Origin of the sequence: Ferdinandcohnia sp. FSL W7-1320, assembly GCF_038050315.1 — a bacterium.
Lineage (GTDB): Bacteria > Bacillota > Bacilli > Bacillales > Bacillaceae_L > Ferdinandcohnia > Ferdinandcohnia aciditolerans.
The window spans coordinates 4,238,852-4,251,807 of the sequence record NZ_JBBPAM010000001.1 but is presented as its reverse complement, the minus strand read 5'-3'; the positions used below and the strand labels follow the sequence as shown (position 1 = coordinate 4,251,807).

The 12,956-nt window shown below is 39.7% G+C and carries 10 protein-coding genes; 8 read left to right on the top strand and 2 right to left on the bottom strand.

Annotated features, from left to right (window positions below; all coding sequences use genetic code 11):
- Nucleotides 1-14: 14 nt before the first annotated feature.
- Entirely contained in the window at nt 15-995 is a 981-nt protein-coding gene (locus NST91_RS20725) for a diaminopimelate dehydrogenase (RefSeq protein ID WP_121448882.1), read from the bottom strand.
- A gap of 382 nt (nt 996-1,377) precedes the next feature.
- Between NST91_RS20725 and NST91_RS20720 the strand changes: the two genes are divergently transcribed.
- The 8 genes from NST91_RS20720 to NST91_RS20685 all read left to right on the top strand — a co-directional run bounded on the left by NST91_RS20720 (nt 1,378) and on the right by NST91_RS20685 (nt 11,832).
- Nucleotides 1,378-2,508 (top strand): NAD(P)/FAD-dependent oxidoreductase, encoded by a 1,131-nt coding sequence (locus NST91_RS20720; protein ID WP_341332660.1) that lies wholly within the window; start codon nt 1,378-1,380, stop codon nt 2,506-2,508.
- Between the two features lie 221 nt (nt 2,509-2,729).
- Nucleotides 2,730-4,088 carry an MATE family efflux transporter gene (locus NST91_RS20715; protein WP_341332659.1) on the top strand — a complete coding sequence of 453 codons (1,359 nt, stop codon included), beginning with the start codon at nt 2,730-2,732 and terminating at the stop codon, nt 4,086-4,088.
- A 297-nt stretch (nt 4,089-4,385) separates the two neighbouring features.
- Nucleotides 4,386-5,339 (top strand): pyrroloquinoline quinone biosynthesis protein PqqB, encoded by a 954-nt coding sequence (gene pqqB, locus NST91_RS20710; RefSeq protein WP_341333577.1) that lies wholly within the window; start codon nt 4,386-4,388, stop codon nt 5,337-5,339.
- Between the two features lie 2 nt (nt 5,340-5,341).
- Nucleotides 5,342-6,073 carry a pyrroloquinoline-quinone synthase PqqC gene (pqqC, locus tag NST91_RS20705; RefSeq protein ID WP_341332658.1) on the top strand — a complete coding sequence of 244 codons (732 nt, stop codon included), beginning with the start codon at nt 5,342-5,344 and terminating at the stop codon, nt 6,071-6,073.
- 27 nt (nt 6,074-6,100) lie between these two features.
- A complete protein-coding gene (gene pqqD, locus NST91_RS20700; protein ID WP_165918264.1) occupies nt 6,101-6,403 on the top strand; it encodes a pyrroloquinoline quinone biosynthesis peptide chaperone PqqD in 303 nt (100 codons plus the stop codon).
- A gap of 1 nt (nt 6,404) precedes the next feature.
- Complete coding sequence (gene pqqE, locus NST91_RS20695; RefSeq protein ID WP_341332657.1) at nt 6,405-7,505, top strand: pyrroloquinoline quinone biosynthesis protein PqqE; 1,101 nt, start codon at nt 6,405-6,407, stop codon at nt 7,503-7,505.
- A 1,204-nt stretch (nt 7,506-8,709) separates the two neighbouring features.
- Nucleotides 8,710-9,879 carry an IS256 family transposase gene (locus NST91_RS20690; RefSeq protein ID WP_341330668.1) on the top strand — a complete coding sequence of 390 codons (1,170 nt, stop codon included), beginning with the start codon at nt 8,710-8,712 and terminating at the stop codon, nt 9,877-9,879.
- Between the two features lie 696 nt (nt 9,880-10,575).
- On the top strand, nt 10,576-11,832 hold the full coding sequence (locus NST91_RS20685; RefSeq protein ID WP_341332656.1) for an MFS transporter: 1,257 nt from the start codon (nt 10,576-10,578) through the stop codon (nt 11,830-11,832).
- Nucleotides 11,833-11,863: 31 nt separating this feature from the next.
- Here the strand turns inward: NST91_RS20685 and NST91_RS20680 are convergent, their stop codons facing one another.
- Entirely contained in the window at nt 11,864-12,955 is a 1,092-nt protein-coding gene (locus NST91_RS20680) for a DUF1648 domain-containing protein (RefSeq protein ID WP_341332655.1), read from the bottom strand.
- Between the last annotated feature and the right edge of the window lies 1 nt (nt 12,956).

The following is a 12,956-nucleotide window of genomic DNA, read 5'->3' as shown; positions in this document are numbered from 1 at the left end:
TTTTATAGATTTTCTTATAAATAATCTTTTCTTAGTTCTTCTGGAGAACGTGGTGTAATATAGCTTGGTGCTACATCGAATACAGTTTTTGCACCAAATTGCTTTTCTTGGTTTAATCGGTATGCTGCTCTTGCATATGCAACTAATACAGCAGACGTAAATTCAGGATTGCTGTCTAATTTTAGTGAGAATTCATATACCTGTGTAGTGTCTTCACTAGTTTTACCACCACGAATGACAAATCCACCATGTGGTGCTTTAGAATGCTCACGGTTTAATTCTTCTTCTGAGATAAAATTCACTTCTGTATCATAATCTGCGAAATAGTTTGGCATTGTTTTAATTTCATTTTCGATAGCTGCTTTGTCTGCACCTTCCTCAGCAACGATGTAGCAGACGCGGCGATGCTTTTCAGCAGTTGTTAGTTCTGGATTTGAACCACTGCGCACTTTTTCCATTGCATCTTCAGATGGAATAGTATATTGTACACCGTTTTTAACACCATCTACTCGTCTTATTGCATCAGAGTGTCCTTGGCTAAGGCCTTTACCCCAGAAGGTATAATTTTCACCATTAGGTAAAATCGCATCCGCCATAACACGATTAATGGAGAATAAACCTGGATCCCAACCTACTGAAATAATAGCAGTCGTATTTTTTGCAGCTTCGTTTACAGCTGCATAGAATTCAGGGATTTTTGCATGTGTATCAAAACTATCTACAGTATTGAACATGCTAGCAATTTGCGGAGTTTGTTCAGGTAGGTCTGTAGCAGAACCTCCACAAAGTAACATAACATCAATTTTACCTTGATAATCACTTGCATTTGAAATGTGCTCAGCTTTTACATTTGGCTCATCAAGAACGAGGGCTTCTGGATCTCTTCTCGTAAAAACTGCTACTAATTCCATATCAGGAGATTGTTTAATAGCTTTAACTGCGCCTTTTCCAAGATTACCGTAACCTACGATACCTAGTCTAATTTTGTTGCTCATATACATTTCTCCTTTACTTCAAATACTATCAAAAAAATTATGTCAAGTTTAAATTGCCCAGTTAGCTTCTATGTAAACCTATTTTGGGTCTTTCGATTTCCAAACTTTTTTGATAATACTTATAATAATAGAATAAGTCCTCACTGCCAATAATTTTCTTCGATATTCGAAAAGTTTTTTTAACAGCTCATTGGAATTTGGACATAAAGGACCCACAAACTAAAAAGTTATATTTATATTTTAAACGTAGTAAGATTCATACAGGAGAGGTAGTTATAAATAGATTTATGGTATAAGTAGTTCAATCATTTATATAATGTGAAAATAGCTAAGGTAAAGTCCCTGAATGTTAAATACACTAGAATTAGAAGGAGTGATTGACATGAAAGTTATTGTAATCGGAACAGGAATAGTAGGTGCAAGTGCAGCGTATCACATGGCCAAAAATAATCTAGATGTCATCATGATTGATAAAAAACAAGAAGGAAAGGCAACTTCAGCTGGAGCGGGTATTGTTTGTCCCTGGATCAAAGAAATTGAAAATGAAACTTGGTATAACCTTGCTAAGGAAAGTTTTGTTTTCTATCAAGATATAATTTCTACTTTGCAAAATGAGGGCGAAGATGAAGTTGGTTATAAAAAGGTTGGTGCATTATGTGTCTCGTCAGATCCTGTTAAATTGGATGAAATTGAAAAGAGAGTGAAAACCAAACGGAAGGATGCACCTGAAATAGGTGATATTCTGCGTCTGAATGGTGAGCAGGCACGAGAACTCTTTCCACCACTTAACAAAAACTTGGAAGGTTTGTATGTATCTGGAGGGGCAAGAGTAGATGGCGCTTTGCTGCGTGATGCGTTAAAACGGGCTGCACAACGTCACGGTGCCAAGTTTGTCGAAGGCGATGCAGAACTAGTTCATGAGAATAATAGAAAAGTAATGGGTGTTACGGTAGGAGATAAAACGTTTTTTGCTGATAAAGTCCTCATCACCACTGGTGCATGGGCTCCTGAGTTATTGCAGCTGTTTGGTATCCAATTGAACGTCAATCCACAGCGAGGTCAGATTGCTCATATAAAATTACCAGGAATAAATAGTTCTGATTGGCCGATTATTATTCCACAGTCAACCCACTATTTGGTTCCATTTGATGATGGTAAAGTGGTTGCGGGTGCGACTAGAGAAACTGGGTCTGGATTTGATTATCGATTGACAGCCGGTGGAGTGAATGAGGTTTTGACTGAAGCCCTAGAGGTTGCCCCAGGTTTAGAAGATGGTACTTTAGAAGAGATTCGTATCGGATTTCGTCCAATGGGCCCAGATTTATTACCGATCCTAGGTACAGTTGATACACTTGAAGGCGTTTTGCTTGCTACTGGATTAGGGGCATCTGGACTTACAATGGGCCCATATATTGGTAGTTTAGCGGCTTCAATGATTCAAAATAAAGAGATTGAATTAGACCTTACAGCATGTCACCCTGATCGTGCGATTGAGATGAAAAAGTATGTATAATATCAAGTAGTGTTAAGAAAAACTAGGCTTTCTTTTACTTTTGTATGTACGATTTAGAGGAATAATATATTCTAGGAAAAACAATAGAGGGAAAACTCCTTTATTGTTTTTTTAGTTATACAAAACATCTAATTTATTTCCTGGAGTAAAGAATCAGACAGCATAGAGAAGGTATGGTATCCTAGAACAGATATCTCTGAAGAATAAGGAGTGTTCACGTTTTGACGCAACAGGATTTCACGCAAGGCTCAATCCGCAAACAACTAATTACCTTTGCTGGACCAATAATGTTAACCAATCTACTTCAGGTTTCTTACCAATTTATCGATAGTTTGTGGGTAGGAAATTTACTAGGTGCAAATGCACTCGGGGCAATTACAATTTCTTCTACAATTGTTATCACGGTATTGGCTTTTATTATTGGAATTAACAACGCCACATTGACAATCCTCTCTCAACAAAAAGGAATGAATGACGAGCAAGGATTAAAAAAATATGTGAATGCTTTTGTTGTTATATTATCAACGCTTTCGATTGTAGTTGGTTTATTTGGTTACCTTTTTTCAGAATCTTTATTACTATTTTTGAATACACCTATGGAAATGCTCAATGAGGCAAAGGCATACTTAGAAATAAATTTTATTGGTATTTTGTTTATTATGGGATATAACTTTATTGGCACTGTACTTAGGGCACTGGGGGATAGTAAGACTCCGTTGCGTTTTGTGCTCATAGCAGTTGTGTTGAATGCCGTTTTGGATCCATTATTCATTTTCTATTTTGATTGGGGAATCCACGGTGCTGCATGGGCAACTGTGTTAGCGCAAGGGATCTCATTTTTGTTGGCATTAGCGTATACTTTTCGAGGCAAGTTTGTTCCATATTCGATACCCTATTTACCAAGTAAAGAGGATATTTGGTTAATTTTAAAATTAGGAATTCCTGCTGGCTTACAGATGATGGTGATTTTCGCAGGTGTTACGGCCATTCTATCTGTAGTAAATTCATTCGATGGTGCGGTTGTAGCAGGATTTGGCGCCTCACAACGAATTGATAGTTTAATAACTATTCCGGCGATGGCATTAGGCACAGCGGTGAATAGTATGGCTGGTCAAAATATTGGAGCCAACCAATGGGAGCGGGTTCATCAAATTGCAGTGTACGGAACGATTTTCAATGTAATCATTATGGTGTCAATTGCTTTGATTGTCTTCATGTTTGCAGAAGGTTTTACAGAGTTGTTTCTTCAGGAAAAAGAAGCAGTGACTTTTGGAACGGATTATTTAAAAATGGTCGCTTTCTTTTATCCATTCATTGGCATTAACTTTATTTTGAATGGTGTCGTAAGAGGAGCGGGTGCCATGTATCAAGTACTAATACTAAACATTCTATCCTTCTGGCTTCTCCGATATCCACTTACTTATTTCTGCTCGAGTTTAATTGGGCAGAACGGAATTGCACTAGGGATTGGAATTAGTTTTATCATTAGCAGCCTTTTTTCATTTTCCTATTTTAAATGGGGTGGATGGAAAAAGAAGGAGCTATTCAGTTCGAGTACTGTATTAAAGAATAATGATTGATTAACAATGCTCTTGGGTTATTTCAGAGGGCATTGTTTTTTTATTCATGGATAAGTTTGTTCGTTTCAATTTAGCAAATTGGACAACTTTCTGTCGAAATTCATGGTTATTTTGCGCCTATTTTTAACATATGAATAGCTTGAAAGGGCGAAAGTTTAATCAGTTTTCATATACCTTTATCCTTTTGAAGGGGGTGAAAAGCATGTGGGTCATTCCTGAGTATGAAGTGATTAATACAGCCGCTGAGGTGACAATGTATTCCTACATCCGTGAGTAATACTACTAAACTTGCCTTACATGCTTTATTATGTCTGTTTGAAAGGATGGAGTAAAATTCGAGTCAGGGTCTTAGGAGTAGCAGCGGGAGGAGGCTTTCCACAATGGAATTGCGCATGTCCCAACTGTAGCGGTGTTCGCGACGGGGATATTAAGTTAAAACCGATGTTACAGTCCTCCCTTGCGATAAGTGCAAATGATAAAGACTGGTATCTCATCAATGCTGGTCCGGATGTTAGTAGACAGATTGAAACCTTTTCTGACCTTCATGCAGGACCTGGTATTAGGGAAACACCACTTACTGGTGTGATTTTAACCGATGCAGAGCTTGATCACTCAATCGGTTTATTGTCGTTACGAGAAGGCTCCCATTTAACGATATTTGGGACGGAAACGGTAAGGAAATGTTTACACACAGCCTTTCCTGTGTTTCCAATGCTAAAAAATTATTGTTCTTGGGAATGGCATTCACTTAATCCTGAATCTAAGGAACGAATTGGGGATACAAGTGAGGGGTCACTTCTGATTGAGACGATTCCTGTTTCAAGAAAACCACCTCTTTATGCTAAATCAAATAATGAGAGTTCCGAAGAAATATGGGAGGTTGGTCTACTTTTACAAAATGAACGGTCTGGAAAATGTGTGGCTTATTTTCCGACTTTAGATACGATGACTCCGGAAATTGAGTCTGCTTTACATAAAGCAGATATTTTGTTAGTGGATGGAACATTTTGGTCTGAAGATGAATTAGTTGCATTGGGTGCGACGAAACGGAATGCAAGGGATATGGGGCATCTCCCAATTAGTGGTACGTCAGGAATCATTGAGAGTTTAGCATCTTTTTCAGCTAAACGAAAAATTTTAATCCACATTAATAATAGCAATCCTATTTTGAAAAAAGGTTCCGAGGAAGCAGAGACGTTGAAACAACACGGTATTGAGATTGCCTATGAAGGTATGGAATTGGAGGTTTGAATATGCCACAACAAGGAGGGTTAGCAAGGGTGTCTCATGAGGTTGGAGAGCCATGGTCTCGAGAGGATTTTAAAGAACGATTAATCGATGTCGGGCGTTCTTCCTATCATGATAAACACCCCTTTCATGTGGCGATGCACGAAGGTACCCTAAGTCGAGAGCAAATCCGAGGTTGGGTAGCCAATCGCTATTATTATCAAAAATCTGTTCCGATTAAGGATGCGGTTATTTTATCAAAGCTTCCAACTAGGGAGTTTAGACGTGAATGGATACAGCGGATTATTGACCATGATGGAAATCATAAACAAGAAGGCGGCATTGAAGCTTGGTTAAGGCTAGGGGAAGTGGTGGGACTTTCCCGAGAAGAGGTTTTAAGTGAAGAACATGTGGTACCTGCTGTTCGTTTTTCCGTGGACGCTTATGTGAATTTTGCGAAAGAAAAGCCATGGTTAGAAGCAGTTGCTTCTTCATTAACAGAACTATTTTCACCCATTCTTATTTCAGAGCGGATTAAAATCCTTGAACGATTGTATCCGTGGATTGACCGGTCCGGACTTGGGTATTTCCGAAATCGCTTAACACAAGCACCTCGAGATACAGAATTTGCTCTGAATGTAGTACTGGATTATTGCAAGACATTAAAAGAACAGCAGCTTGCGGTTGAGGCCTTACAATTTAAGTGTGATGTACTTTGGGCACAGCTTGATGCGATTGAAAAAGCTTTTCCAGATTAAGGTATAAGTAAAGGTGGTGGGGAAAATTTGACTACTAGTTTTCCAAAACTCGCACAAAAGGGGCGACTCAAGTTTGATAAGGTAAGAGAAAAACATCTTCTTTTGTTACCTGAAAAGGTTGTGGTTCTGAACGAAACTGCCGCGTCAATTCTTGCTCTATGTGACGGAAATGAATCAGTTCACACCATCACCGAAAAAATGAGAAGTTCCCTAAAGTCTGAGAATTTGCCTGATTTCGAAGTCATGCAGGCGGATATCACAAAGTTTATCTTACAGATGGTGGACGAAGGATGGGTGGTGATGCAAGATTCTAGAATCAAAGAATTATAGAGTGCAGCCCCCTTTTTCGCTGCTTGCAGAGTTAACGCATCGTTGTCCCTTACATTGTCCATATTGTTCAAATCCATTAGAAATGACACGAAAGGAAATGGAAATATCAACAAAGGATTGGAAGCGGGTATTATCAGAAGCTGCCAATCTTGGAGTTGTTGAGATTCATTTTTCAGGAGGAGAGCCGCTTTTAAAAAATGATTTAGAAGAACTGATTCACCATGCGAACTCATTAGAAATGTACACGAATCTGATAACAAGTGGGATTGGGTTAACTGAGGAAAAGGCAAAGCAGTTTAAGGAAGCCGGGTTGGCCAATGTCCAAATTAGTTTTCAAGCTGGAGAAGAAAAGCTTTCGGATAAGATTGGCAGATTTAAGGCGTTTGAAAAGAAACGGAAGGCTGTTGAAGCAGTCAAGAGGACGGGAATGCATTTATCATTAAATGTCGTGTTGCATCGGTTGAACATCGATACATTAGATGAAATTATTACGTTTGCTCATGAAATGGGCGCGGAACGGCTGGAATTAGCAAATACTCAGTTTTATAATTGGGCTTTACTTAACCGGGATCAGCTCATGCCAAGTCGAGAGCAAATTGAGCGGGCGAGTGAAGTTTTTGAAGCAGCAAGAGCACGCCTAGGGAGAGAAATGGAAATTATCTGGGTTATACCTGATTATTATGAATCAACTCCCAAGCCATGCATGGGCGGTTGGGGAGCGGTCGCTCTAACTGTGGCCCCCAACGGAGACGTGTTACCATGCCCAACGGCTGGGATGATAGAAGAAATTTCTTTTGAAAATGTTCGTGAGCGGTCATTGCAGCAAATTTGGTATGAATCAGATTCATTTAATCGATTTCGAGGGGATGAGTGGCTACCAGAAACTTGTCGTTCATGTGATTTGGTACAGCAAGATGGTGGAGGATGTCGATGTCAGGCCTATGCCTTGACTGGAGACGCTCAAGCAACAGACCCAGTGTGTCACCTGGCACCTGATCATCATATCGTTAAAAAAGCAGTACAGGAAGCAAATAGTTCGCAAGTTGGCGAAACATCACCGTTGATTTACCGTAAAATAACAACACCAAAAATAAAAATATGAAATAGATGCTAGGGGCGATTTGTAAGAAAAAATTGCCTTTGGCATCTATTTTTGTTGTGGAAGTAGGTACTGTGGTTTTGAAGAAGTTTGTCTATTATGGTGATGAAGGACCGGGTGAAGTCTGGAGCTTGGCGTAAAGTCCTTCATCGAGTGATGAAGGACCGGGTGAAGTCTGGAGCTTGGTGTAAAGTGCTTCATCGAGGTGGTGAAGGACCGAGTGTAGTCTGGATCTTGGTGTAAAGTGCTTCATAGGGGTGATGAAGGACCGGGTGAATTCTGTGCTTCGGTGTAAAGTCCTTCATGGAGGTGATGAAGGACTGGGTGAAGTCTGGAGCTTGGTGTAAAGTCCTTCCTCGTGGTGATGAAGGACTGGGTGAAGTCTGGGCGTCGGTGTAAAGTCCTTCATCGAGGTGGTGAAGGAGCGGGTGAAGTCTGGGAGTCGGTGTAAAGTCCTTCCTCGAGGTGATGAAGGAGCGGGTGTAGCTAGGAGCTTGGTGTAAAGTGCTTCATAGGGGTGATGAAGGACTGAGTGTAGCCTGGGCGTCGGTGTAAAGTCCTTCATCGAGGTGATGAAGGAGCGGGTGTAGCTAGGAGCTTGGTGTAAAGTGCTTCATGGAGGTGATGAAGGACCGAGTGTAGTCTGGGCGTCGGTGTAAAGTCCTTCATCGAAGCTATGAAGGGGAAAACGAGAGTAACCTCGTCGCCGAATCCTCTTCATAAGAATTATGAAGGGGAAAACGAGAGCATCCCCGTCCCCCAATCCTCTTCATAAGAGTAATGAAGAGGAAAACGAGAGTAACCTCGTCGCCGAATCCTCTTCATCGAAGCTATGAAGGGGAAAAGGATAACAATCCCGTCGCCGAACCCTCTTCATCACGGGTATGAAGAGGAAAAAGCGAGCAACCCCGTCGCCGAAACCTCTTCATCGGAGCTATGAAGGGGAAAGCGAGAGCATCCTCGTCCCCCAATCCTCTTCATAAGAGTAATGAAGAGGAAAACGAGAGTAATCCCGTCGCCGAATCCTCTTCATCGAAGCTATGAAGGGGAAAAGGAGACCAATCCCGTCCCCGAATCCTCTTCATCAGAAGCTATGAAGGGGAAAGCGAGGATTAAGTCCATATAATTGTGTAAAAAGAAAAAGAGTCAAATCAATTCCATTTGGCCACAATGTTATCAGCGACGAAAACATTAGGAGGAATTAATTTTGACTCAACTTCAGTTTACCCTAAATTTGGACAATTTAAAAGATGCTGTTATGAACTCTAATATCGAAGCGGTTACTAAAGCTTCCATAGTCTTAGTACTGAATGAAATAATGGAAAAAGAACGTGATGAACACTTACAAGCAAAAGCTTATGAACGAACAGTTACTCGTCGAGATTACCGAAATGGTTATTATGAACGTGATTTACTATTATCTAACGGACGAATTACTTTGCGTGTTCCTCGTACACGTGAAGGTGACTTTTCTCCATCTATATTTGAAAAGTATGAACGAAGCGACCAAGCTTTTGTTCTTTCTATGTTAGAGATGGTTATTAATGGGGTATCTACTGGAAATGTTACGAAGGTTGTAAAGCAACTCTGTGGAGAAAATGTATCGAAATCCTTTGTGTCATCACTTACAAAGAAACTTGAACCAATCGTTAATCAATGGGCAAATCGACCATTAAACGTCATGTACTATCCGTATATTTTTGCAGATGCCATGTACATAAAGGTTCGTGAACATCACCGTGTTGTTTCAAAAGCAGTTTATATTGCTACTGCTATTAATGAAAAAGATCAAAGAGAAGTTATTGGTCTAAAAGTAGATCATGTAGAAAGTTTTGATGCTTGGCAAAGCTTTTTCAAGGATTTAAAGTCACGCGGGTTACAATCACCTAAGCTAGTTATATCAGATGCTCATGAAGGGTTAAAAAAGGCTATACAACGTGAATTTATTGGAACCTCATGGCAAAGATGTACTGTACATTTCAAGCGTAATATAATAGGTGATCTTCCAAAAAAAGATATGGCACAGGTAATCTTTGATTTAAAAAGAATATTCAGTGCTATGACTAGAGAAGATGCTTGCGCGTTTAAAGAAGATTTTATTAAGAACTATCGAGATAATTCTAAACTAAAAAAAGCAATACAAATCTTAGAAGAAGGCTTCGAAGATGCCATCCAATACCTAAATGAACCATGTTCATACCACACTTATATACACAGTACAAATTCATTGGAGCGGTTGAACCAGGAAGTCCGGCGAAGAGAAAGAGTAATAAGAATTTTCCCTCACACTCAATCTGCCTTTCGCTTAATTGGAGCCATATTAATGGATTATCAAGAAAAGCAAGTTATGAAAAAGCTACCAATCAAAAAAAGATAGTACACGAAGCGAGCGAAATTTGTATGGGTAGGAAGGGGGTACCCCCTTCCTACCCATACAAATCAATTTCTTAACACAAGTAAATCTAATAACCTGATAATTATTGTTAGCCATAGAATTAATTTTACACAAAATTATGGACTTGACTAAAAGTAGATCACCTTCGTCGCCGAATCCTCTTCATCGAAGCTATGAAGGGGAAAACGAGACCAATCCCGTCCCTGAATCCTCTTCATCGAAGCTATGAAGGGGAAAAGGAGAGCAACCCCGTCCCCCAATCCTCTTCATAAAAGTTATGAAGAGGAAAAGAACAACAATTCCCACACTGAATCCTCTTCATAAAAGCTATGAAGAGGAAAACGAGAGCAACCCTGTCCTCGAATCCTCTTCATCGGAGCTATGAAGGGGAAAGCGAGAGCAACCCCGTCCCCCAATCCTCTTCATAAGTGTTATGAAGAGGAAAAGAACAACAATTCCCACACTGAATCCTCTTCATAAAATCTATGAGCGAAAACGCGAATAGCCCCCGCTCAGATTATAAATAAAGAAATTGGAACATCCGTATTAAAAATATCCCTCTCCCCACACCTAGTGAATAAATGCCACCACACTATGGAAGGCTTTTAAATAAGATTATCCCAATTACCTATTTTAACCAAGACTCAATCCAATGTCTCAATTCAAAGTGGTGAAAATATGCTAGTCAAAGAAGACCATACAGATAGAATACATCCCGTGGTCAAAAAGCTAATGTTAGTCAATCTAATTCGAAGTATAGGACAAGGTATGATGGTTGTTGTGTTAGCACTATACCTAGATGATTTAGGGTGGAGTTCTGTTAAAATCGGAACTGTGCTAGCTGCAGGTGGATTGCTGGGGGTTTTTCTTGCACCGTTTGTTGGTATATTCAGCGACCGCGTAGGCAGGAAACCTTTTGTTCTGGTTTCGGAACTTTCGACGGCAGGGTGTGCATTGATTGGAATCCTGTCCATCAATCCTTTCCTATTGTTTATTGCGATTGCCTTTTCCGGTTTTGGAAAAGGAGATGCTGGTTCAGCAAGCCCGTTTGCTCCTGCGGAACAGGCATGGCTTGCATCTTTTATCAAACCCTCGGAACGAGGAAAAATCTATAGTCTCAATAATGCGCTAAGCTTTTTTGGAATGGCGACAGGGGCGATGCTAGTGGGTACGATGGGGTTTGGCAACCTCTCACTTGGAATCTCTGTCTACCATCTCGCCTTTTATGCTACATTTGCATTTTCAATTGCTACGACTGCCATTGTATTAACAGTTAGTAGAGAATCTTTTAACCGAAAAGAAAAACCAATAGAGAAGATGAGCGAGAATGAAGAAATGAAAATTACAAAGGAAGAAAATACAGCTATTTTAAAATTAGCAGGGATTAATGTGTTGAATGGGATCGCAATTGGATTGACGGGGCCGATGATGGCTTACTGGTTTTCTGTGAAATTTGGTGTAAGCAGTGCGCAAATTGGTAGTACATTAGCTCTTACTTTTTTTGCGACCGGTATTATTTCGATGTTTCAAGCTAGAATTTCACATAAATATGGGACAGTACAATCGATTGTAATGGTTCGTTATGTAGCATGCCTTCTTCTCATATTAATGCCATTGTTGTCCTCATATGCACTTGTATCCATTCTTTATATTCTAAGAACGGCATTAAATCGAGGGTCACAAGGTGCAGGGCAAGCACTAAGTGTTAGCCTAACGCGTGGAAAAAGAAGTGGATTTGCATCAAGTATTAATCTTTTATCAATGCGTCTGCCAATTTCAATTGGTCCGTATATTACTGGCTATCTTTTCGGGTTAGGTGCTTTGGCTTTACCTTTTTATCTTGCAGCTGGATTACAAGGTAGTTTTGCCTATTTCTATGGTAAGGCTTTCCGAGCCTACGATACAAAAATGAAACTAAACCCATCATCTGGATGAAAAAAATCGGCAAGCAACGCTTGTCGATTTTTTAAAGAAAGCTAAACAGGATGATGATAGCTATGGGTATTAAAATAATTAAATACCCAATTGGGTTACCGAAGTTGATCGTCCAGCCTACACCAAAGCGTTTTTCAACAAAGATGGAAGGGTCATTTTTGTTGACATAAAAGAGACCGCCAACCCAGTGCTTGTCATCGTCATAATCTGTTATGCCTGCAGCTGCTTCATCAATGGATCGTTTATCTGAACGGCCAACTTTTAGAGCAAATGCTACCGTAGAGCCTAAAGTAATAACTAGGAAAATAATTGGTACGGCCATAACAATCGTTCCGTCCACAATATCAGGATGTATCGTTCTTAATTGAAAGAAACTAAACATTCCCGTTAATAAAATAGACGTTAAAAATAGTAACCAGCTTGTATATTTACGTAATGTTAATTGTCGCAATCGTGAAGCGTTTGTTGCTGTTGCACTTAGTTTAATGCCTGATTTTTTTGTGCTTATAATAATCGCTAGAAACATTACCTGCATCACAAGCAACATGAGTGGGGATGAAACGGCTGAAACAGGTGTTTTATCAGTAAAGGCATCAGCTTCGCCGTTAATTCCCCAGTGAGTTGGAATCTGGTCTGGAAGAAGAGTATATTGAGAAATGGTATAACCGATTACACCAACTGTGATGAATATGGGTACTAAAAAGACATACCAAGGCAGCATTTCATCCTTAGCACGTGCTGACAGATCAGCGATTTGAATTTGTTTTATACTTTCTCCCCATTTCATTTTCTTTTTTAACTGAAGAGTTTTTCCGTGAAAATAAAAATAGAGGGTAAAGCTAAACAAAATAATCGCAAATTGAATAACGGTTCCAATCAAAACGGTCTGTTCTTCTGAGGCGCTGCTAGAAAGTACCCATATTGCGTAACTTACCAAAGAGATTATAGATAAAAGGGATACAAGCAGGGAATATTTCTTTTTAAAAGAAGAAAGTTTTTCATTATTAATATGTTTTTCGGGAACTGTAATCCCGAAGATAACTGTGCGTTTCACAAGAAAAGGAACTGCGATCTGAATCCCGGCTAGAATAACCGCGATTATGAGAAAGATAGCCAACGTCATA